The sequence below is a fragment of the Streptomyces sp. NPDC045846 genome, from assembly GCF_056431605.1.
Genome location: NZ_JBWKKJ010000001.1, coordinates 113,963 through 135,984, shown reverse-complemented (window position 1 = coordinate 135,984; position 22,022 = coordinate 113,963). Strand labels below are relative to the sequence as shown.

Annotated in this window: 20 protein-coding genes; 8 read left to right on the top strand and 12 right to left on the bottom strand. The window is 71.4% G+C overall.

Annotation, left to right across the window (positions count from 1 at the left end; translation table 11 throughout):
- Positions 1–222 carry a hypothetical protein gene (locus AC07F3_RS00585; protein ID WP_053725806.1) on the bottom strand — a complete coding sequence of 74 codons (222 nt, stop codon included), beginning with the start codon at positions 220–222 and terminating at the stop codon, positions 1–3.
- A 185-nt stretch (positions 223–407) separates the two neighbouring features.
- On the opposite strand from AC07F3_RS00585, the gene AC07F3_RS00580 reads away from it, so the two are divergent.
- Entirely contained in the window at positions 408–1,208 is an 801-nt protein-coding gene (locus AC07F3_RS00580; RefSeq protein ID WP_479109023.1) for an ArsR/SmtB family transcription factor, read from the top strand.
- Between the two features lie 66 nt (positions 1,209–1,274).
- On the opposite strand, the gene gcl is transcribed toward AC07F3_RS00580, so the two are convergent.
- Positions 1,275–3,062, bottom strand: a complete 1,788-nt coding sequence (gene gcl, locus AC07F3_RS00575; RefSeq protein ID WP_479109021.1) for a glyoxylate carboligase — start codon at positions 3,060–3,062, stop codon at positions 1,275–1,277.
- Between the two features lie 284 nt (positions 3,063–3,346).
- On the opposite strand from gcl, the gene AC07F3_RS00570 reads away from it, so the two are divergent.
- Positions 3,347–4,069 carry a hypothetical protein gene (locus AC07F3_RS00570; protein WP_479109019.1) on the top strand — a complete coding sequence of 241 codons (723 nt, stop codon included), beginning with the start codon at positions 3,347–3,349 and terminating at the stop codon, positions 4,067–4,069.
- Here the strand turns inward: AC07F3_RS00570 and AC07F3_RS00565 are convergent.
- From AC07F3_RS00565 to AC07F3_RS00545, 5 genes are all read right to left on the bottom strand, one after another.
- Entirely contained in the window at positions 4,057–5,664 is a 1,608-nt protein-coding gene (locus AC07F3_RS00565) for an AMP-binding protein (protein ID WP_479109018.1), read from the bottom strand. The two genes, AC07F3_RS00570 and AC07F3_RS00565, sit on opposite strands and share 13 nt — an antisense overlap.
- 180 nt (positions 5,665–5,844) lie before the next feature.
- On the bottom strand, positions 5,845–7,101 hold the full coding sequence (locus AC07F3_RS00560) for an MFS transporter (RefSeq protein WP_479109016.1): 1,257 nt from the start codon (positions 7,099–7,101) through the stop codon (positions 5,845–5,847).
- Positions 7,102–7,293: 192 nt separating this feature from the next.
- On the bottom strand, positions 7,294–8,064 hold the full coding sequence (locus tag AC07F3_RS00555) for an SDR family NAD(P)-dependent oxidoreductase (protein WP_479109014.1): 771 nt from the start codon (positions 8,062–8,064) through the stop codon (positions 7,294–7,296).
- Between the two features lie 368 nt (positions 8,065–8,432).
- On the bottom strand, positions 8,433–9,338 hold the full coding sequence (locus tag AC07F3_RS00550) for an NAD(P)H-binding protein (RefSeq protein WP_479109013.1): 906 nt from the start codon (positions 9,336–9,338) through the stop codon (positions 8,433–8,435).
- A complete protein-coding gene (locus AC07F3_RS00545; protein WP_479109011.1) occupies positions 9,335–9,958 on the bottom strand; it encodes a ScbR family autoregulator-binding transcription factor in 624 nt (207 codons plus the stop codon). The genes AC07F3_RS00550 and AC07F3_RS00545 overlap by 4 nt, the downstream gene beginning before the upstream one ends.
- Before the next feature lie 353 nt (positions 9,959–10,311).
- Between AC07F3_RS00545 and AC07F3_RS00540 the strand changes: the two genes are divergently transcribed.
- The gene (locus tag AC07F3_RS00540; RefSeq protein ID WP_479109009.1) at positions 10,312–11,253 is read left to right on the top strand and encodes a ScbA/BarX family gamma-butyrolactone biosynthesis protein; all 942 of its coding nucleotides are present in this window, start codon (positions 10,312–10,314) and stop codon (positions 11,251–11,253) included.
- Between the two features lie 105 nt (positions 11,254–11,358).
- On the opposite strand, the gene AC07F3_RS00535 is transcribed toward AC07F3_RS00540, so the two are convergent.
- On the bottom strand, positions 11,359–12,900 hold the full coding sequence (locus AC07F3_RS00535; protein WP_479109007.1) for an AMP-binding protein: 1,542 nt from the start codon (positions 12,898–12,900) through the stop codon (positions 11,359–11,361).
- 125 nt (positions 12,901–13,025) lie between these two features.
- On the bottom strand, positions 13,026–13,841 hold the full coding sequence (locus AC07F3_RS00530) for a helix-turn-helix domain-containing protein (protein WP_479109005.1): 816 nt from the start codon (positions 13,839–13,841) through the stop codon (positions 13,026–13,028).
- A 63-nt stretch (positions 13,842–13,904) separates the two neighbouring features.
- Here AC07F3_RS00530 and AC07F3_RS00525 point away from each other — a divergent pair, with 63 nt between their 5' ends.
- Positions 13,905–15,128, top strand: a complete 1,224-nt coding sequence (locus AC07F3_RS00525) for an MFS transporter (protein ID WP_479109003.1) — start codon at positions 13,905–13,907, stop codon at positions 15,126–15,128.
- Between the two features lie 36 nt (positions 15,129–15,164).
- On the opposite strand, the gene dmpI is transcribed toward AC07F3_RS00525, so the two are convergent.
- Positions 15,165–15,347, bottom strand: coding sequence for a 4-oxalocrotonate tautomerase DmpI (gene dmpI / locus AC07F3_RS00520; protein WP_114036089.1), 183 nt, complete (start codon positions 15,345–15,347; stop codon positions 15,165–15,167).
- Between the two features lie 148 nt (positions 15,348–15,495).
- Positions 15,496–16,380 carry a LysR family transcriptional regulator gene (locus AC07F3_RS00515; RefSeq protein WP_479109001.1) on the bottom strand — a complete coding sequence of 295 codons (885 nt, stop codon included), beginning with the start codon at positions 16,378–16,380 and terminating at the stop codon, positions 15,496–15,498.
- A 507-nt stretch (positions 16,381–16,887) separates the two neighbouring features.
- On the opposite strand from AC07F3_RS00515, the gene AC07F3_RS00510 reads away from it, so the two are divergent.
- Together AC07F3_RS00510 and AC07F3_RS00505 are read left to right on the top strand one after the other, a co-directional pair.
- Positions 16,888–17,547: a LysE family translocator gene (locus tag AC07F3_RS00510; RefSeq protein ID WP_479109000.1), complete on the top strand. Its 660-nt coding sequence runs from the start codon at positions 16,888–16,890 to the stop codon at positions 17,545–17,547.
- 245 nt (positions 17,548–17,792) lie between these two features.
- Positions 17,793–18,143: an SAV_915 family protein gene (locus tag AC07F3_RS00505; protein ID WP_479108998.1), complete on the top strand. Its 351-nt coding sequence runs from the start codon at positions 17,793–17,795 to the stop codon at positions 18,141–18,143.
- Positions 18,144–18,327: 184 nt separating this feature from the next.
- Here the strand turns inward: AC07F3_RS00505 and AC07F3_RS00500 are convergent, their stop codons facing one another.
- On the bottom strand, positions 18,328–19,461 hold the full coding sequence (locus AC07F3_RS00500) for a winged helix DNA-binding domain-containing protein (RefSeq protein ID WP_479108996.1): 1,134 nt from the start codon (positions 19,459–19,461) through the stop codon (positions 18,328–18,330).
- A 194-nt stretch (positions 19,462–19,655) separates the two neighbouring features.
- Here AC07F3_RS00500 and AC07F3_RS00495 point away from each other — a divergent pair, with 194 nt between their 5' ends.
- Together AC07F3_RS00495 and AC07F3_RS00490 are read left to right on the top strand one after the other, a co-directional pair.
- Positions 19,656–20,534, top strand: coding sequence for a uracil-DNA glycosylase (locus AC07F3_RS00495; RefSeq protein WP_479108994.1), 879 nt, complete (start codon positions 19,656–19,658; stop codon positions 20,532–20,534).
- Positions 20,535–20,839: 305 nt separating this feature from the next.
- Complete coding sequence (locus tag AC07F3_RS00490) at positions 20,840–21,985, top strand: homocitrate synthase/isopropylmalate synthase family protein (protein WP_479108993.1); 1,146 nt, start codon at positions 20,840–20,842, stop codon at positions 21,983–21,985.
- Positions 21,986–22,022 lie beyond the last annotated feature (37 nt).

Below are 22,022 nucleotides of genomic sequence, written 5' to 3'. Positions count from 1 at the left end.
TTAGAGCTTGTCCATGCGCGTGTACGGGCTGACGATTCGGGCCTGGCGGGAGCCGAAGTCGACGAGCATCGCGACGCCGTCCTCGACCCCGATGATGGTGCCCAGGCCGAACTGGTCGTGTGTGACCCGGTCTCCCAGGATGAAGTGCTTGGCCGCCGGAGCGTCCGGGGCTTTGAAGGGGCTGGTGGGCAGGTGGCGCCGGGGCGCGGATGGCTTCGTCATCGTCACCCCAGTATGCGCCGCCGAACGGCCCGAAGGGCAGGCCCGCCGGATGACGATGGGGAATCGATCCGGTATCTGCCCCGACCGGAACGCATCCAGGTGCGAAATTCGTCACGAATTGACACGCAACCCGCAGGTTGCAAATCTGGAGAGGAAGCCCTGTACGCACGGCGTCGGAGGTGGGTGTGGACGACGTCTTCAGGGCGCTGGCCGACGCCAGTCGGCGGCGCCTGCTCGACCGGCTCCAGGCGCGGAGCGGGCAGACGCTGCGGGAGCTGGGCGAGGGCCTCGCCATGTCGCGGCAGGCGGTGAGCAAGCATCTCGCGGTGCTCGAAGCGGCCGGTCTGGTCACGTCGGCGCGGCAGGGCCGGGAGAAGCTCCACTACCTCGATCCGGCGCCGATCCGGGAGCTGTCCGACCGCTGGATCGGCAAGTACGAACACGGCGGACCCGACGCGCACGGCCGGACCAAGCGGAGCATGGAGGAGCAACTCGCCATGGACAAGCCCGAGTTCAGTTACGTGATCTACATCCAGGCCACCCCCGAGCGGGTCTACGAGGCCCTGACGGACGCCGAGTTCGCCCAGCGTTACTTCGGCGGCTGGGGACCGATGTCCGACTGGCAGGTGGGTTCGCCGGTGCTGTGGAAGATGGGCCCGGACGGGGCGTACGAGGATCTCGGACAGGCGGTGCTCGAAGCGGTGCCGGGCCGTAAGCTCGCGTACACCTGGCACCGACTTCTTCCGATGCACCGTCAACTCTTCGACACGGAGCGTGAGTTCGAGGCCGCGAAAACGGAGCAGTCCCAGGTCGCGTTCGACATCGAGCCCGCCGATCCCTCCTCGCTCGGGGTGCGGCTCACCCTCACGCACGACGGTTTCGACAGCCCGGACAGCGAGATGCTCAAGGGGGTCAGCGGCGGCTGGGTGATGATCCTCTCCACGCTCAAGACGCTACTGGAGCACGAGGAGACCACGCTCGGGTGAGCCGCATGCGTCCGGCCCCCGCTCCCCAGTGCGGGGGAACGGGGGCCGGACCGTTTGCGGGGCGGCTCAGACGGCGAGCCGGCGGATCGCCGTGGGTGCGTGGCCCGGCTCGGTGGCGAGCTCCTCGAACTCCTTGACCGCGCTGATGTCGGACGTCGGGCTCATCGCGATGTTGGTGACCCGCTCCAGGATCGCCTCGACGACGACCGGGACGCGGAACTCGGCGGCCAGCTTCTTGGCCTCCTCGAACGCGGGCAGCAGCTGGTCCGGCTCGGTGACGCGGATCGCCTTGCAGCCCAGGCCCTCGACGACCTTGACGTGGTCGACGCCGTAGACGCCCAGCTCCGGGGAGTTGATGTTCTCGAACTCCAGGTTGACCTGGAAGTTGATGTCCAGGCCGACCTGCGCCTGACGGATCAGACCGAGGTAGGCGTTGTTCACGAGAACGTGGACGTACGGGATCTTGTGCTGCGCGCCGACCGCCAGCTCCTCCAGCATGAACTGGAAGTCGTAGTCGCCGGACAGGGCGACGACCGGGGTCTCCGGGTCGGCGGTGGCGGCACCGAGCGCGGCCGGGATGGTCCAGCCGAGCGGACCGGCCTGGCCGCAGTTGATCCAGTGGCGCGGCTTGTAGACGTGCAGCATCTGCGCGCCGGCGATCTGGGAGAGGCCGATGGTGGTGACGTAGCGCGTCTCCGGGCCGAAGGCCCTGTTCATCTCCTCGTAGACCCGCTGCGGCTTCATCGGGACGTTGTCGAAGTGCGTGCGGCGCAGCAGCGTCGACTTGCGCTCCAGGTGGGAGGCGACCCACGCCGAGCGGTCGGGCAGCTTGCCCGCGGCCTTCAGCTCCTTGGCGACCTCGACGAAGAGCTCCAGGGCGGCCTTGGCGTCGGAGGCGATGCCGTAGTCCGGGGCGAAGATCTTGCCGATCTGGGTGGGCTCGATGTCGACGTGGACGAACTTGCGGCCCTGGGTGTAGACGTCGAGCTTGTACCCGGTGTGGCGGTTGGCCCAGCGGTTGCCGATGCCGAGGACGAAGTCCGACTCCAGGAACGTGGCGTTGCCGTAGCGGTGGGCGGTCTGCTGGCCGACCATGCCCGCGTTCAGCTCGTGGTCGTCCGCGATGGTGCCCCAGCCCATGAGGGTCGGGACGACCGGCGTGTTGGTGATCTCGGCGAACTCGACCAGGAGGTCGCTGGCGTCCGCGTTGATGATGCCGCCACCGGCGACGATCAGCGGGCGCTCGGACTCCAGCAGGAAGCCGATGGCCTTCTCGATCTGGGCCCGGGTCGCGGCCGGCTTGTAGACCGGCAGCGGCTCGTAGGTGTCCGGGTCGAAGTCGATCTCGGTGAGCTGGACGTCGATGGGCAGGTCGATGAGGACCGGGCCGGGACGGCCGGAGCGCATCAGGTGGAAGGCCTGCTGGAAGACGCCGGGGACCTGCGCGGCCTCCAGAACGGTCGTCGCGGCCTTGGTGACCGGACGGGCGATCGCGGCGATGTCGACCGCCTGGAAGTCCTCCTTGTGGATCACCGCGACCGGGGCCTGGCCGGTGATGCAGAGGATCGGGATCGAGTCGCCGATCGCGGAGTACAGGCCGGTGATCATGTCGGTGCCCGCAGGGCCCGACGTGCCGATGCAGACACCGATGTTGCCCGGGTTGGAGCGCGTGTATCCCTCCGCCATGTGGGAGGCGCCCTCGACGTGGCGGGCGAGCGTGTGGTCGATGCCACCGCCCTCCTTGAGCGCCTTGTAGAAGGGGTTGATCGCCGCGCCCGGCACACCGAAGGCGTGGCTGACGCCTTCGCGCTTGAGGATCTCAACTGCCGCTCGGGCAGCGGTCATACGAGGCATGGGGTGCTCCTGCTTCGGCCGGCGAAATCGGCTCCGGCGCGCCACCTGGCCGCGCCACTTTTGAACCTGATTCCGTAATGCGGAAGTTTCATTCTGCTATGTGGAAGCAATGTAGGACGGGCTCGGCCAGCCCGTCAAGGGAGTGCCGGGATGTGCGAATGCGCCACGCCGCGGTCGCGGTTGATGGACCATGGACCGCGGAACCCCCGGGCGGGCCGCCGGGGGCCTCGTCCGGCGCGGACCCGACCCCGATGCGGGCCGCGTCGTCATGGAGGTGGGGGCGGATGAGCGGTGACGGCGTGCCGGTGCGCTGTCCGACCTGTCGGCGCGATCACGTCTACGTGCCGCCCGCCTTCCCCTGCGCCTGCGGGGCCCCGCTCGCGCCGCCCATCCAGCCCGGCGCCGCACCCTCGCCGATCACCCACCGGACCTGGACGGACACCTGGGTCACGGTCCGGTGCCGGGCCTGCGGGCGGCAGAGCCAGTGGCCGCAGCCCGAGCTGGGCTGCTCCTGCGGAGTGGTCCTCAAGGTGCCCGTCCGGCCGGTGACGGCGCCGCCCGCCCCCGTGACCGTGCCGCGGCCGCCGGGGGCGCGGGACCGCCGGGCGTTCCGGCCGCTCACGATCCGTACCGCGCGGGACGCGGTGACGGCGGCCGGGCTCTATCTGACCTGGCTCGGCTTCAGCGACATACTCCACGCCGAAGCGCCCGCGGCCTCCGGCATCGACCTGCGCGGCCGGGGCCTGGTGGCCCGGGTGGACCCGACGACACGACCGGCCTCACTGAAGGCCGTCGAGTGCCTGTGGCTGCACGGGATGACCGCGTCCGCGCGCAGCGTGCACTTCTCGCTCGCCGGGTACGCGCGGGACGCCAGGGAGCGCGCCGACCAGCTGTGCGTCCCGCTGTTCGTCCTGGATCTGACGGGGACGCCCCAGCCGGTGAACCAGGCGGCCCGGGAGCTGGTCTCCCGGGGCGCCGGCGCCCCGCCCGGCCCTCAGGCGCCGTAGCCCTCCCGCAGCTCCACCTTGCGGACCTTGCCGCTGACCGTCATCGGGAAGGCGTCGAGAACCCGCAGGTGGCGCGGGATCTTGTAGTGGGCCAGCCGCTCGCGGCAGTACGCGGCGATCTCGTCCAGAGTGGGCGGGTCCGCCGGGTCGCGCGGGATGACGCAGGCCAGGATCTCCTCGCCGTACCGCTCGTCCGGCACCCCGACGACCTGCACGTCGGCGATCTTGGGATGCCGGTACAGGAACTCCTCGATCTCCCGCGGGTACACATTCTCACCACCGCGGATGATCATGTCCTTGATGCGGCCGACGATCTCGACGTACCCGTCCTCGCGCATCACCGCGAGATCACCGGTGTGCATCCAGCGCCCCGCGTCGATGGTCTCGGCGGTCCGCTCCGGCTCGTCCCAGTAGCCGAGCATCACGCTGTAGCCGCGGGTGCACAGCTCGCCCGGCTCGCCGCGCGGGACGGTGACGCCGGTGGCCGGGTCGACGACCTTCACCTCGACGTGCGGCATGACCCGGCCGACCGTGCCGGTGCGCCGCTCCAGGTCGTCGTCCGCGCGGGTCTGGGTGGAGACGGGGGAGGTCTCCGTCATGCCGTAGCAGATGGACACCTCGGCCATGTGCATCTCGGCGACCACCCGCTTCATCACCTCCGCCGGACACGGTGAGCCCGCCATGATTCCGGTACGCAGCGAGGAGAGGTCGTACGCGGCGAAACCGGGGAGGTTCAGCTCGGCGATGAACATCGTCGGCACGCCGTACAGCGAGGTGCAGCGCTCCCGCTCGACGGCCCGCAGCGTCACCTCGGGGTCGAAGGACGCCGCCGGGATCACCACGCAGGCCCCGTGCGAGGTGGCGGCCAGATTCCCCATGACCATGCCGAAGCAGTGGTAGAAGGGGACCGGGACGCAGATCCGGTCGGCCTGCGTGTAGGAGAGCAACTCCCCGACGAAATAACCATTGTTGAGCACATTGTGGTGCGAGAGCGTGGCCCCCTTGGGGAAGCCCGTCGTGCCCGAGGTGTACTGGATGTTGACGGGGTCGTCGCAGGACAGCTCCGCCTCGCGCGCCGCCAGGTCGGCGCGGGTCCGCCCGGCGCCCTCGGCCAGCAGCCGGTCCCATCCCGGGTCCCCGATGAAGACGGTCCGCCGCAGGGCCGGACAGGCGCCCCGCACCTGCTCGACCATCGCCCGGTAGTCGCTCGACCGGTGGGACAGCGAGGCGAACAGGACCGAGACCCCTGCCTGGCACAGCACGTACTCCAACTCGTGCACGCGATAAGCCGGGTTGATGTTCACCAGCACCGCGCCGATCCGCGCGGTCGCGTACTGGACCAGGACCCACTCGGGGCAGTTCACCGCCCAGATCCCGACCCGGTCACCCTTGGCGACGCCGTCCGCGAGCAGCGCGCGGGCCAACTCCTCGACGGCGGCGCCGAATTGGGCGTACGTCCAGCGCCGCCCGGAGGCGGCGTCGACCAGCGCCTCGCGCTCCCCGTACGCCTGGACCGCGCGGTCCAGGTTGTCGCCGATCGTGTCGCCGAGCAGGGCGGTGGCGCTCACCCCGTGGGCGTACGACAGAGTCACCATCGCAGCTCGCCTCACTTTCTGAACCGTGGCCCCAGCATGCCCCGACCGGCCCTGACCTGCCTAGGCTCGCGCGCCGGGAAGATCGAATCGCAGGAGCCGCACCGGGCTGCCCGACGGGGGCCGGGACGGCGAACGCCGGGCGCCGCGGCGGGGGGCCGCGGCGCCCGGCGTCGTCGGCGCTCAGGCGGCGCCGCCGCGGGTGACGGGGAATCCGTGCGCGCGGGCGGTCAGGACCACGAGGAGCACCGGCGCGAGGAGGGCCAGGACGCTCCACGGGAAGGAGCCCGAACCGAGCGCGTTCAGGAGGATGCCGCCGACGAGGCCGCCCCCGGCCATCGCCACGTTCCACAGCGTCACCAGCATGGCCTGCGCGGCGTCCGCGTGCTCGCCGCCGGCGTCCCCGACCGCGGTCTGGAGCAGGGTGGGTGCGCCGCCCCAGCCGAGTCCCCACAGCGTGACGGCGACGTACACCTGGGCGGTGCTGTCGGAGAGCAGGGCGAGAACGGCGGCCGCGGCGGCCACCAACAGCGCGCTCAGGATGGTCAGTTGACGCAGACGACGGTTGATCAGTGCGCCCACCACCCAGATGCTCACGAGCGAGGCCGCCCCGAACACCAGGAGCACCAGATCGGTGGAGCCGCCCATGCCGAGCCCGTCGAGGAAGGTCGCGACGAAGGTGTAGAGGATGGTGTGGGCCAGGACGAAGACCAGGGTGACGAACAGGACCGGCACGACGCCGGGCACCTTCAGGGCGGCGGCCATCGGCGTCCTGCCGCTCCGCCGCAGGCCCGGGAAGTCCGGCACCGCCGCGCCGATCCAGCCGAGCAGGGCCACGGTCAGTCCGGTCATCACCAGGAAGGCCACCTGCCAGGTGACGGCCCTGCCGAGGAAGGTGCCCGCCGGTACACCCAGCGACAGGGCGACCGGGATACCGGCCATCGCGATCGCGATGGCCCTGCCCTGCGCATGGGCCGGGGCCATACGGCGCGCGTACCCGGCGAGCAGCGCCCAGGCCAGGCCCGCGGCCACCCCGGCGCCGAACCGGGCCGCCATCGTCAGGGCGTAGTCGGCCGAGAGCGCGGTCACCGTGTTGGCCACCGCGAACCCGGCCATCGACACGAGGAGCAGACGCTTGCGCCGCCAGGCCGCCGTCGCGGCGGTGAGCGGGATCGCGGTGAGCGCGGTACCGAGGGCGTAGATCGTGACCGTCTGCCCCGTCGCGGACTCGCTCACCCGCAGGTCCGAACTCATCGCGGGCAGCAGGCCCGCGGGCAGCGTCTCGGTGAGGCTGGTGATGAAGACCGCCGTGGCCAGCGCGAGCAGCGCGAGCCAGGGCAGCTTCTGACTGTCGTTCTGGTCGTTCTGGTTGATCTGGTCGTTCTGGTGGTTGTCGGAGGCTCGGGGGCCAACTGTGTTCTGCTTCTCGCTGATTGACATGGTGGAATGCTCGAACCTTCACACCGGTGTGAGGGTCAACGAGAAGGCGTGTGGGCTGCGTCACATGCGCGCCACGTGTGCGGCCGCGGTGCCGCTTGCGGTGTTTCGGTGGGGCGATGCGTTGCGGTGGCCGGGCGCGGGTCGCGTCGCGCACTCGCGGCGGGGGCCGTACGCTGCGGGCCGCCTTCGCCTCTACGCCGCGGTCCACCCTCCGTCCACCGGCATGGCGGCGCCGGTGACGAACGTGGCGCGGTCGCTGCACAGCCAGACCGCGGCCTGGGCGATCTCCACCGGAGCCGCCATCCTGCGCTGGACCGAGCGGGCCACGAAGCTCTCCTCCAGCTGCGGCGTCCCGGCCAGCACCTCCTCCATCAGTTCGGTACGCGTGCTGCCCACCACGAGCGCGTTGACCCGGATTCCCTGGCGCCCGTAGTCGGCGGCGGCCGCCCGGGTGAGCCCCAACACGGCATGTTTGGCAGCCACATAGGCAGCCGACGCCCCTGTCGCCTGGAGGCCCGCGACGCTGGAGGTGTTGACGATGGAGCCGCCTCCCGCCTCCAGCATGGCGGGGATCTGGTGCCGCAGACAGTTCCAGGTGCCGCGCACGTTCACATCCATGGTCCGGTCGAAGATCGCCGTGTCCGTCTCGTGCAGCGGTGTCCCCGCCGTGGCCCAGCCCGCGTTGTTGAACGCCCCGTCCAGACGGCCGAACCGGCCCACCGCGATCTTGACCGCGTTGGCCACGTCCTCTTCGCTCACCACGTCACCCGCCGCGGTCTCGGCCCTGCCCCCGGCCTCCACGATGTCGTGGGCGAGCGCGTCGAGACGTGCCGCGCGCCGTGCCATCACGACCACCGCCGCCCCTTCCGCCGCGAAGAGGCGGGCCGCCGCCTCCCCGATGCCGCTGGACGCCCCCGTGATCAGAACGGTCCTGCCTTCGAGCATGCCCTGCGCTTCAGCCATGGTTCCGCTTCCTTCCGATGCCGCTGCCGGTGCCGCTCGGGCCGTACCGGCCGGTGTGTGTACGTACGCGTGTGACGCGGGCGCGCGCCCGGCACTCCCATCCTGCCGCGCCCCATCTGGCGGCCCTGGGTGGGCAATTGCTCCATGTGGTCCGAAGTGGTGTGGTTTTACGGGATGGGGAAACCCGGTGTGGGGAGTTGCCACATGTGGGCGAGCTTGGGTGGCCTCGCCTCATGTGGCGACCCGGGGCTGTTACGTAGGCCCTGGACACCTGGCCCTGGACATGTGGGTCCAAAACATGTGGCCACCTCCCATGTCGCCCCGCCACATGTGGCCAGCTCCTCCCCCGCGCCCGGCACGAGCCCGCGTCAGCGGAACGCCGCCGCGTGTCGAGCGGCCCAGTCCCTGAACGTGCCCGGCTCCCGGCCGGTGGCCTCACGGACCCCGTCGGTGAGCCCCTCCTTCGCGCCCGCGGCCTGCCGTTCGGCGCTGGCGAGCAGGTCTTGGGCGAGCAGCTCCCCGAACCGGTCACGCCAGGCACCGAATGCCTGCTCGACCGTCAACTCCTCGTATTTCAGCGGGAGTTGCAACGCCTCGGCGAGCTGATCCGTCTGGTCGCGTACGCTGAGCGCCTCCCCGCCGGTCAGCGCGTGGATCCGGCCCGCCTCGTCGGCGACGAGAGCCCGGGCCGCGGCGAGCGCCACGTCTTCGGGGTCGACGCACGAGTTGCGGGAGTCCCCGTACAGCGCGCGGATCACGCCCTCCTTGCGCACTCCGGTCGCCCAGCCCAGGGCGTTGGACATGAAGGACCGGGGCCGCAGCAGCGTCCACTCCAGGCCCGACGCCCTGACCTGCTCCTCCATCGCACGCTGCCAGGAGGTGATCCGGTCCTGGGCCAGCGGGTCCAAGACCGCCGCCGCGGACAGCTTCACCACGTGCCGGACTCCGGCCGCCCGGGCGGCGGCCAGCGCGTTGGCGTCGTGTGCGGGCCGCAGCGGGTCGAAGGTGACGAGCAGCAGGGCGTCCGCCCCACACAGCGCGTGGCGCAGCCCGGCGGGATCGCCGAGGTCGGCGCCCACGATCTCCCCCGCGACCCCGTCCCGGGCAGCGCGCTCCGGGTCCCTGGTAAGGGACCGTACGTCGTGATGCGGGGCGAGCAGACTCGCCACCATTCCGCCCACGGTGCCGCCGGCTCCGGTGACCACGATGCGCATGCGCCGCTCGCCGCTCAGGTTTTCACCGACGTGATCCGGCCATAAGATCCGCTCGCTCATGAGACCTGGCCCCGCTCGGCCTCCAGGCTGATCGCCCGCGCTGCGGTGGGCACGGCGAGACCCGGCAGCAGCAGCTCCCACATCCGGACCGTGCGCTCGACCAGGTCCTCGCGGCCGTTGACGAGGTTCGCGTACAGCTGGATTCCCGTGCACGCTCCGACGACGAACTCGGCGACGTGCTCGGGCACCACACCCGGCATGAGTTCCTTGTCCTCGTCCGCGTCGGCCAGGCACTCGATCATGATCTCGCGCCACTCCAGAAAGGTGGAGGGGTCGTGCATGCCGAAACTGCCCTGCTCAACGGCGAGTCGGACCCCCGCGCGGAGCAGCGGATCGACGCGCAGCCGGTGCGCCCAGACCAGCGTGATGTCGACGAGACGCTGCAACCCCCGCGAGCTGAGCCGCGGTTCTATGGTGTGCTTCTGCGCGTTCATCACCGCGACGGCGAGATCTTCCTTCGACTTGAAGTGGAAGTACATCGCCCCGGCCGTCAGCCCGGCCCGCGCCAGGATCTGGTTGATCAGCGCCGCCGCGTACCCCTTCTCGTCGAACTCCTCCGCCGCGGCCCGCAGGAGCACCTCGCGGGTCCTCACCGCCCGCTCCTGTCTGATTTCAGCCATCGCTCCGCCCCCATATGGGTTCGACAAAAATAGAGAACGCCTTTTATATTATCGGCCATTGCCGCACCGGTCCATCACTCACGGTGACGCACCGCCCGTTTCGACTTGTGCCCGGGGGGCCGCATGATGTCGGAGATCCAGCGCGCGCTCGTCGCCGCGCTCCAGCGAGGCACTACCGATCCGCGGCACTCCACCGGGTTCCTCCGGCATCGCGGAAGCTGCCTCTGCCCCTCCCTCAACTCCCCCTCCTAACAAGCACGTTCCTTCGTTTTCGGCACATCCGACTCACTGCACGCACCCCACCCGTGAGCCCGTCGGCCCCCACGCCGACCGGCCGTCTGTGAGGAGTACCCATGCCGCCCCTGCCTCTATGCCCCGCGCCACCCGCGCCCACGGTGCCAGGCGAACTGGTCCACAAGACCAATCCCGACGAGGTGTTGCTGACCGGTTGGCGCCGCACCGCCCCCGACGCCTTCGCCGTGACCGCCCGCTGGCCGGAGGTCCACTCCTTCTATGAGATGCGCCTCGGTCGGCACGACCCGCTGATCCTGAGCGAGACGATCCGCCAGATCTTCCCGCTGCTCTCCCACGCGGCCTACGACGTCCCGTTCGGACACCACCTGTTATGGGAGCACTACCGCTTCACCCTGCAACCCGACGCCCTGGACGTGATGCTGCTTCCGGCCGTCGTCGACCTGCACGTCACCTGCCTGGAGGCGGTGCGCCGCAACGGGCGTACCGCCGCCCTGACGCTGCTGATCCGCGCTTTCCGTGGCGACACCCAACTGGCCACGGCCCACACCCGCTTCACCATCCAGCCGCCGCCCGTGTACCGCAGGCTGCGTGCCCGGTTCGTCGACGCCCACGCGTGGCCCGCACCCCGGCTCGGCCCCCCTGTTCCCCCCGCACGTGTGGCCCGCACCCACGGCAACGATGTGGTGCTGTCGCCCGCCCACACCCCCCACCGCCATCAACTCCGCATCGACCCCGAGCACCCCATCCTGTTCGACCACCCGGTCGACCACGCGCCCGGGATGCTCCTCCTTGAGGCGGCCCGCCAGGCCGCCCACCACCTGCACCACCCCGAGCCCACCCTTCTCGCAGCCATGGACTGCCAGTTCCACCGCTATGTCGAACTCCACGTGCCCTGCTGGATCGACACCCGCGAGTTACCTCCGGACGCCTACGGCCGTCCCCGGGCCACCGTCACCTTCCACCAGAACAACACCCCGCACTTCACCGCCACCCTCACCCACCACAGACTCGACTCCCCCGGCGCCATGTGGCACGTCTGACCGCCTGACGCCCATGTCGTACCAGGCCGCCAACTGGGCACGCGGAAAGCTCGGTTGACGGCCACGGCCGCGGTCAAAAACGTACGCCACTGACAGGAGGGGAGGTCAGTTGATCTCCCGCTCCAGGCCGGACCAGTACGGCTCGCGGAGCTTGAACTTCTGGATCTTTCCGGTGGCCGTCCGCGGGATCGCGTCGCGGAACTCGACGGAGGTCGGGGCCTTGTAGCGGGCCACGCGCTCCTTGCAGTACGCGATGATCTCGGCCTCCGTCGCGGACGCGCCCGGGGCAAGCACCACGAGCGCCTTGATCGTCTCGCCCCACTTCTCGTGGGGCACGCCGATCACGGCGACCTCGGCGACCGCCGGGTGGCTGAAGATCGTGTCCTCCACCTCGATCGAGGACACGTTCTCACCGCCCGTGATGATGACGTCCTTCTTGCGGTCCGAGATCGTCAGAGAGCCGTCTGCGGCGTCGATCGTGCCGCCGTCTCCTGTGTGGAACCAGCCGCCCTCCAGGGCCGCCGCGGTCTCCTCGGGCTTCTCCCAGTAGCCGTCGAGCACCACGTTGGAGCGGGCCAGGACCTCGCCGGAGCCGGACACCTTCAGCTTGACGCCGAGCGCGGGCACTCCGGCCCTGGACAGGTTGCGGGCCCGCTCCTCGGCGGGCAGCCCGGCGTCGGCCGGCCGGGTGCGGTTCATGGTGAGCAGCGGGGACGTCTCGGTGAGCCCGTAGATCTGGGTGAACTCCCAGCCCAGTTCCTCGTCCATCCGCTGGATCATCCGGGTGGGCGGCGGCGCCCCCGCGCAGACGACCCGCACGCGGTCGCGCCCGGGGATCTCGCCCTGCCACGACGCCGCCGCGTCGAGGACGAGGTTCCACACCGCGGGCGCCCCGCACATCAGCGTGACGCCGTGCTCGGCCACCCGGCGCAGGATCTCGGCCCCGTCGACCTTGCGCAGCACCACCTGTTTGACGCCGAGTCCGGCCATCACGTACGGCATGCCCCAGCCGTTGCAGTGGAACATCGGCAGGGTGTGCATGTAGACGTCACCCTCCCAGGCCCGGGTGTGCAGTCCGAACGTCAGGCCGTTGACCCAGATGTTGCGGTGGGTGAGCTGAACTCCCTTGGGGCGGGCGGTCGTTCCGGAGGTGTAGTTGATCGTGGCCGTCGCGTCCTCGTCGGGCCGCGACCACGGGCGCGGCTCGACGCCGAACCGCATGAGATCGCTCTCGGTCCGCTCGCCGAGCACGAACCGGTGGCGTGCCTTGACGGCGGAGAGCTCGTCGTCCACCTCCGGGTCGACGAGCAGGACCGAGGCCCCGCTCTGCCGCACCACGTAATCGACCTCCTCCGGCTTGAGGCGGAAGTTCACCGGCACGCAGATCCGGCCACTCATCGGCACCGCGAACAGCAACTCCAGCATGCGGGCCGAATTGTGGCTGACCACCGCCACCCGCTCGCCCTCGCCGACGCCGAGCGCGTCGAACCCGGCCTGCCAGGCGCGGACCCGCTCCGCGAACCGCCCATAGGTGAGGCCAGGGACTGGCGGGGCGGGCTGATCCGGCTCGTCGACGACGCCGGTACTGGAGGAGAAACCCAGCTCTGCCCGGTCGAGGAAGTCCGAGACCGTCATCGGAATCCGCATCGTTCTTCTCTCCTGTATCGACGTCATCAGCAACAGCTGTCAGGTGGGGAGTCTGGTACCTACCGACGCGGGCAGTGGCCGAAACCCCGAATCGGCCTGCCCGGGCCGTCGAACAGGGCGTCCGCTCAGCTCAGCCGGTGCAGGGCCGCCTCGGTCTCCGGTCCGTCGGGCAGGTACGCCAGGAAGTGGTGGCCCGGTTCGTCGACAGCGGCGAGCTTGACCGAGCGCAGCCGCAGTTCGCCCGCCACCGGGTGCCGGAAGTGCTTGACGGCCGGGCGGAAGACGGCGGTCTCCCGCTCGTCGAGCCAGCGTGCCGCACAGGGGTCCGCCCGGATCTCCTCGATGATCTCGGCGTACCGGGGATCGCGCGGGTGGTGCGCGGCCCGGGCCCTGAACTGGCCGAGCAGCGAACGGGCTTCGGGCTCCCAGTCGGCGAGCAGCGTCCGGCACGGCGGCCAGCGGAACACCAGCCAGAGCATGTTGCGCCGCTTGGGCGGCAGCCGGGCGAGGTCGGTCAGGAGCACGGCGTACGCGGTGTTCCAGGCGAGCAGGTCCCAGTGCGGGTCGACGACCATCGCGGGATGCGGGAGCAGCGCGTCGACGAGCGAGCGCAGATGGGGCGAGACCCAGCTGGCCGGGGTGGTGCCCGGGGCGGGGGCGTCCTCCGCGAAGGAGAGCACGTGCGCGGTCTCGGCCGGGTCGAGCCGCAGCGCCCGCGCGACGGCCCGCAGTACCTGCTCCGAGGTCCGCACCCGGCCCTGTTCCAGCCACGTGTACCAGGAGGAGCTGATTCCGGCGGTCTCGGCCACCTCCGCACGGCGCAGGCCGGGGGTGCGGCGGCGGGGCGCGACGGGCAGCCCGAGCGCGGCCGGGGCCAGGCGCTCACGGCGCGAGCGCAGGAACGCGCCGAGTTCCGCTCGGGGGTCCGGTGGGTTCGTCACAGTGTGAGTGATGCTAATCGGCTGAGCCCCCACGGCCGTTGGCCCCCCTGCTGAGCTGGGGGCATGACCATTTCACCGCCCCGGGGGCTGCTCGGCGCCGCCGGTTTCGTCAGCAACTTCGACCGCTTCTCCATCGCTCCGATGCTGGTCCTGATCGGCTCGGCCTTCGGGGTGCCGCTCGGCACGGCCGCGCTCGCGGCGAGCGCGTACACCCTGGGGTACGGGCTCGCGCAGCCGTTCTGGGGCATGGCGAGCGACCGGTTCGGGAGAGTGCGGGTGATGCGCCTCTCGCTCGCGGCCTCGGCCGTCGGCGCCCTCGCGTCGGCGGCGGCGCCGGACGCGGCGTCGCTCATCGCGGCGCGGGGGTTCACGGGGGTCTGCTTCGCGGCCGCCATCGCGGGTTCGCTGACGTATGTGGGCGATGTGGTCGCCCCGGCCGGACGGCAGCGGGCGCTCGGCTCGTTGATGACCGCGTTCGCGCTCGGCACCGCGCTGGCCACGGTCGTCGCCGGGACGCTGGCCCACTGGGTGAGCTGGCGGCTGGTGTTCGCGCTGCCCGGTCTGCTCGCCGGGTATCTGGCGCTGGCCCTGCGCCGCCTGCCCGAACCGGCCCTCGCCCCGCGCGAGGGCGGCGCGCTGCGCACGGTCCTGCGCTCACGCTGGCAGTGGTACGTGATGGGGGTGGCCCTCCTCGAAGGAGGCGTGCTGCTCGGCTGCTTCACCTATCTGCCGGCCGCCCTGGAGTCGCTCGGCGCGGCTCCGGCGACGGCGGGCGCGGTGGCGGCGCTGTACGGGGTGGCGGCCATGGTCGGCGCCCAGGTGGTGCGGCGCCTCGCGGGCCGGCCCGGCCCGGTCGCACTGATCGTGGCGGGCGGCGCCCAGCTGACCCTCGCGTACGCGGCCCCGGCCCTGCGTCCGTCCCCGCTGGCGCTGGGCTTGAGCGCGCTCTTGCTCGGCGGCGGCTGGGCGTTCCTGCACTCGACGGTGCAGGCGTGGGCGACGCTGCTGGTCCCGACGGCCCGGGCGACCGGTGTCGCCTTCTTCGGCGTCGCCCTGTACGTGGGCAGCGCGCTGGGCACGGGGCTTGCCGCCACCTCGGCTCAACTGGGCCACTTCCAGACCCTGTTCGGGGTGGCGGCGGCCCTGTCCGTACCGCTGACGGCCCTCGCGGCGTACGGCCGGCGTCGCTACGGGGACGGCGGGCCGCCGCGCCGAGAGCGCTCTCGGCGGGCGGCGGACCCGCTGCCGTCCGACCCCCGTACGGACGGCCCGGCCCGTCGGCGGTGAGCCCGCCGGGGCGCGGCTCCTTGTCGGCGGACGCGGTTACTTGTCGGCGGTCAGCGTGCCCGCCGCGCCCCAGCTGTCGGTGGGGACCTCGTGGATCCACACCTGAACGGTCTCGGCCGGGATCTTGTACGCGTCGACGAAGGCGTCCGTCACGCGCTTGACCAGCTCGCGCTTGAGCTCGACGTCGCGGGGACCCTGCTGAACGGTGACGATGGGCATGGCCAACTCCTGTGTCAGCGGCGGCTTCCCGGCCTTCCCGGGTCGCTCACCGGCGTGACCTCAGTCCACCGGATCCGGTCCGCCCGACCAAGAAGCAGACTGCGACCGCAGCGATCTGCTTTCGTGATCGTCGCAGTTCAGGCGGCTTCTAGGGACGGCTGGCCGGGCTGCTCACGGAGGCTGAACACGCTCTCAGGAACAGCTCGACCGTGGCGGGCGTACGGCCCGCGCCCACCGCGAGTCCGGTGGGCAGCGCGAGCCCGGGAGCACGCACCGGCCGGAAGGCGACACGGGGGCTGTGCAGCACGCGGGAGTGGGCGGCGTACACCACCGTCCACAGCGAGCCGAGTCCGATGGTGGCGAGGACGTCCTGGAGCGAGCCGCCGACCGGGCCCGGCACGGGCTCGAAGCCCGCGGCGTGGCAGGCGCCGACGACGAGGTCGACGAGGGCGGGATTGTTGCGCCGTGCGGTGATGCACAGCGGAAGCGTGGCCAGCTCTGAGAGCGCTATCTCGTCCTGGCGGGCCAGCGGATGGGCCGCGGGGAGAGCCACGACCAGCGGGTCCTCCCACAACGGCAGGACGCGCAGGCCCGGCGCGGGCTGCGGGGAGCGGACGAACGCGGCGTCGAGCCGCCCGTCGGCGACCTGGGCGAGCCGGTCACGGGTGGGCGCGGAGACCAGCTCGACGGGGATGTCCGGGGCGATCTCGGCGAAGGTGCCGAGCACGCGGTCGAGGTGCTCGCCGAGTCCGGTGCTCGTGCCGAGCCGCAGGGTGGTGCGCTCACGGACGGCGGCCCGGGCCCGTTCGGCCGCGGCGAGCACCTCGCGCGCCTCGGGCAGCAGCCGCTCCCCCGCCCCGGTGAGCCGCACGTGCCGGGGCGACCGGTCGAAGAGCTCGCACCCCAACTCCCGCTCCAGACGCCGCACTTGCTGGCTCACCGCCGACTGGACGATGTGCAGCCGCTCGGCGGCCCGCCCGAAGTGCAGTTCCTCGGCGACGGTGACGAAGTAGCTGAGCTGCCGCAATTCCATGCGGGCGACTGTATCCAGGGGGCGGACGGTGTCCCTGGCCGCATGCGGACTGCCGTGAGGGGCCGGGCGGCCCTGGGCGCGTGCGGCCTCCCTGGGGGCGTGCGGCCTCCCTTGGGGCGTGCACGAGCTGCCCTGGCCGCATCGGGGCTGCCCTGAGGCAGGGGCGGCCTCGGCCGCATGCGGGGCCTGCCCGGCCCCGCAGGGGCTGATCTGATGCGGGTGCCGCTCTACGATCAGCGCCCGTGCGAGCCGGAGCCCTGGCCTCGCCGCACACCGCGCGGACGAGAAGGTGTGCGGCGGCGACAGCCGACCGGGCTCGGCACGGCAGCAGTGCATGGCATGGCCACACACGGCGCGGCAGTGCACGGCATGGCATGGCATGGCCCGATCCGGCACGGCACGGCACGGCACGGCACGGACAACTCGGGCCGCTGGTATGGGTGCGGACCGCGTGTGTGATGTCCGTGCCCTGGTCGCGTCGCACAGGGGTGAGGTTGAATGACGGACATGGTGTCGACCGACCGATTCCTCGCCTTCGCCGCGATGTCCCTCCTGGTGATCGTGATCCCGGGACCGAGCGTCCTGTTCGTGATCGGCCGCGCCCTCGCGCACGGCCGCCGGACGGCCCTCGCGACGGTCCTGGGCAACGTGCTCGGCTCGTACGTGCTGGTGGTGGCGGTGGCGCTCGGCATCGGCGCCCTGGTGGAGCGTTCGGCGTCGGTGTTCATGGCGGTGAAGCTGGCGGGCGCCGCGTACCTCGTCCTGCTCGGGGTGCAGGCGTACCGGCACCGCAAGGACATGCGGCTGGGAGTGGCTGCCGTCGGTGAGGCCGCGGCCACGGTCCGGCCGGCCCACGGCGACCTGCGGACCGTCGCGGACGGCGTTCTGGTGGGCGTCACCAACCCCAAGGGGATCGTCTTCTTCGCGGCGGTGCTGCCGCAGTTCGTGGACCACGCGGCGGGGCACCTGCCGTCCCAGATGCTGCTGCTCGGCCTGGTCCCGATCACGATCGGCCTGGTCACGGACACCCTGTGGGGGCTGGGCGCGGCGGCGGCCCGCGGCTGGTTCGCCCGCTCCGAACGGCGCCTCTCGCTGATCGGCGGGGCGGGCGGCTTCGCGATGATCGGCCTCGGCGTGACGGTCGCGGCAACGGGCCGGGCCGACTGAGCCTGCACCGGCCTCGGCGGGCGCCCCGCGGCCACCACCCGGTGGGATGAAATCGTTCCCGGGAGCCGCCTCCACCCGGTCGGCCGACGCTCCCGTGCCCACCTGCGCCAGGAGCGCGTAAAAATCCGGGGCGTCGGGGTCAATGCCGCGTCATGGCGGGACAGGGCGCCAGTGCCGGGGGCATACCTTCGGGCGTACGGGCGCATGACGCGTACGGCATCCGCACTTCCGCACCGGAGGACACCATGGACAGCCTCGCCATCGAGGACGCCGATCCCGAAGAACGCCGCCCGGCAGGGCCGCTGTACGTGCCGGTTCGGCTCGGCTCTGCCGGAGGACACCAACTGCGCTTCCTGCGCGACGAGTTCGGCACACGCACCGCCGTCGGGTTCACCAGCCCGGACCGGCTGAACGCCGTCCTGGGCCGCGACCAGAACTGGATCCGCCTCGCCGAGCCCGCCCTGAGAGCGCTCTCGGCGCCGCTCGGAGTGACCGTGGTGACGGTCGACCCCCTGCTCGCCCCTCCCGCCCCGCGCAGACGCCACAACCAGACCCCGTCGGCGTGCACCCGCCGGGACCACGCGCTGAGCCGGTAGAGCGGGTTCGGCTCCGGTTCGCCGGACGGTTCGGGGCGGTTCTTGTGGGGGCCGGTTCTGCGGGACGACCCCTTCAGGAGAGGGCTCTCCCGACTCTCGAAGGGCAGGGGTGAGAGCCCTTCGGGCAACGGGCCAACGCCTCCGCATGGGGGCCGTCACCCCTGGAACTTCCGGCCTCGGGATGTCACCTCTGGCTGGTGAACTCCCCGAAGCGCACGTCGTAGGAGGTGGCCGAGGTCAGGTCGGCGAGGAGCCGTGCCCCTTCCTCGGCCACCGCGGCGCGGCTCTCCCTGCCGAGCGCCCCGAAGGGTTGCACGGTGAGGAGAGCCGCGCCGTCCTTGTGTTCCTCGATGCGCCAGATCCCGGCGAGGAAACCGTCGACGAGGAGCGTGCAGTGGGCCTGGTTGCCGGTCCAGCTGCGCCCCTTGTACTCGGCCGGTACGACCCGGCCGCGGTCGGCGTGCGAGAGCAGCAGGTTGTCGAATTCGGGCAGAAACCGCGGCGGGGCGGGGGTGTCCTCGGCGGGCCGGACGGCGTCCGGCAGGTCGAAGAGCTCGACGCCGTTCTCGTCCTGGAAGACCGCGAGTTGGGGCCGGAGCCGCTCGAACACGGCGCCGAGCCGGGTGAGCCCGGACCAGGTCCGCATGTCCTTCACGGAGGCAGGGCCGAAGGCGCCGAGATAGCGCAGGACGGTCTCGTCGGGGGCGGGCACGGGCCGGGGCGGGCGGCCGAGCCAGTGCTCGACGGTGGTGAGCGCGACCTGTCCGCTGCGGCCCCACATCCCGCGCGGGGTGACCTGCACCAGCGGCAGTACGCAACGCGCGGCGACGGAGAGCGCGGTGGGATCCGCCTCGGGCCACTCCTTCGCCAGTTCTTCCCGCAGCTCCTTCATCGTGTACGGCCGCTCCTCGACCAGCGCGCGGACGATGGCGCCGAGCCGGTCCGTGTCGACCCCGACGAGGCCCTTCCGGAAGGTGTTCAGCTCCCGGTCCCGAGCCGCCTGCACCAGCGGGCGCAGGGTGAGCGCGTCGTCCGCGGTGTTCGTGTGGATGGTGGACCGCAGGGTGACGATCCGCACCACTTCGCGCGCCTCCATCAGCTCTGAGAGCGCTTCCGGCCGGAACCCGGCGAGGCGCGACCAGAGCGCGAAGTAGGGCGGCTTCACGTTCTGCGCCTGAAGCCCGAGGAGGTGAGCGACAGCGCCTTTGGGCGAGAGCGCGTCGCTGCGTCGCAGCAGGAGCTGACGGTCGAGGGTGGCGCGGTTGAGGGCGCGGCGGGAGAGGACGGGGTGAGTGCCGATGCCGTTCTTGGAGGCCATGCGGAGCACGGTACCGATCCTTGAGGACAGGTCCTGTCCGCTGTGGGTCACGGGCGGGTGCTGGCCACGTGGCCGGCACAGGCGATGGGAGGACTCCGCGCGGGCGGACCGCCTTGAAATCCGTAGCGCACCCGGACCTTGAGGCCGTCGCCCCGTCGAGGTTGCCCCCGTGCACACGCAGGTAGCGTGAACCCATGGACGAGGTCGGCACCCCAGATGGGCAACCCGGCGCCGAGGATCGCGGCTTCCCCGTGTTCCACGCGGCGCGCTGCGGTGGGCTCGGCGAACTGGACGGCGCGCTCACCGGGTGCCGGGCCTGTCCTCGGCTGGTCGCCTGGCGCGAGGAGGTCGCCGCGACGAAGCGGGCCGCGTTCCGGGAGTGGGAGTACTGGGCCAGGCCGGTCCCCGGCTTCGGGCCGCACGACGCGCCGCTGGTGGTGGTCGGGCTCGCTCCTGCCGCGCACGGCGGCAACCGGACGGGCCGCATGTTCACCGGTGACGCGTCGGGGGACTTCCTCTTCGCGGCGCTGCACGCCGTCGGCCTCGCCTCCCGGCCCACGGCCACCACGGCCGACGACGGCCTTGAGCTGTACGGGGTCAGGGTGACCTCCCCCGTACACTGCGCTCCTCCCGCGAACAAGCCGACACCTGACGAGCGGGACACGTGCCGGCCCTGGCTGGCAGCCGAGATCACTCTGCTGAAGCCTCGGGCGATCGTCGTCCTGGGGGCCTTCGGCTGGCAGGCCCTCCTGCCCGTCCTCGCCGACGCGGGCTGGCAACTGCCCCGCCCCCGGCCCCGGTTCGGACACGGAACCGCGGTGACACTGCGACGCGCCGGGACGGATGCCGCACACCCACAGGCAGGGGGCCGGGGCGAGCGTCATGACGCGGCCGCCGCCGACGAACTCCATCTGGTCGGGTGCTACCACCCCAGCCAGCGCAACACCTTCACCGGGCGCCTGACCTCTCCCATGCTGGTGGACCTGCTCCACCAGGCGGCCGGCCTCGCGGGCCTGAGCGAACAGGCCATGTCGGTGGACCAGAGGGGCACCCCGCTCAGGCCATCCGAATAGGTGGGTCATTTTGCCGCTCATCATGCGTGCGCCGGTGACCCGAGTCGCTTATCGGCCGGGGCGGTAATGAATTGCCGGGCCTCGTCGCGTAGGCCCGGGCGCGCCCCCCACCATCCTTCAATTCATCGATTTCCAGCCACCCGGGACAGCGTTCGATGCCGCCCTGGACCGCAAGAGGTTAGGCCCCTTCTCCCCGGCCCACCTGTCCCCGATTCGTGGGACGCATACGGGGATTGACCCTGTCGGCTCCCGCTGTGGATCATCCTCTCATTCCCCGTTCCGCCGGAATGATTCAGGAGCCAACCATGGCCATTCGCGATGATCTGATTCTCGAGGACACCACTCTCCGGGATGGCGAGCAGACGCCGGGCGTAGCCTTTTCCAAGGAGACCAAGACCAAGATTCTTGACGCGCTCATAGCCGCCGGGGTGACCTCCGTCGAAATCGGTATTCCGGCCATGGGCGGCGAGGAGCTGGACTTCATCAAGTCCTGTGTGGACCGGCAGGACGAGGCCCGGCTCGTCGTGTGGCACCGGGGTGTCCGGGAGGACGTCGAGCGCTCGATCGACATGGGGTTCAAGGCCGTTCACATCGGCCTGCCGACCTCCGCGGGGCACCTCAAGGCCAGTGTCCGCAAGGACCGCACCTGGCTGCTCGCCACCGCCACCGACCTGATCAAGATGGCCAAGGACCGCGGCGCCTACGTGTCCATCAGCGCCGAGGACATCGCCCGCACCGAGATCTCGTTCCTTCAGGAGTACGCCGGTGTGGTGCACGAGGCGGGGGCCGACCGGCTGCGGCTCTCGGACACCGTCGGCCTGCTCGGGCCTGAGGCGTACGGCGAGCGGGTCGCCGCGGTGGGTGCGGCGGCGCCGATCGACACCCAGTGCCACGCCCACAACGACTTCGGCCTGGCGACCGCCAACACCATCGCGGGGCTCAAGGCCGGTGCCCGGTACTTCCACGTGACGGTCAACGCCATCGGCGAGCGCGCGGGCATGGCGGACCTCGCCCAGGTCGTGGTCGCGCTCAAGAAGCTGTACGACCGTGACCTCGGCATCGACATGACCAAGCTCAAGGACCTGAGCCGGCTCGTCTCGGACGCGGCCAAGCACCCCGTGCTGCCGTGGCAGCCGGTCATCGGGGACAACGTGTTCGCCCACGAGTCGGGCATCCACGCCAACGGCATGCTGCGCGACACCTCCACCTTCGAGCCCTTCCCGCCGGAGCACGTGGGCGGTGAGCGGCGTTACGTGCTGGGCAAGCACTCGGGCCGCGCGCTGATCGCCTGGTCGCTGGAGCAGCAGGGCATCGAGCCGAGGGAGGACCTGCTCGGGCTCTGCCTGGACGAGGTCCGCCACATGTCCATCCGTACGGCGAGCGCCGTTCCGCCGGAGGACCTGGCCGACATCTACCGCCGGGCGCTGGCCCGCGCCGCGGCAGCCGCCTGACCCTTCCCTCCCGCCCGCCGGTCCGGCGCCCTCCCCC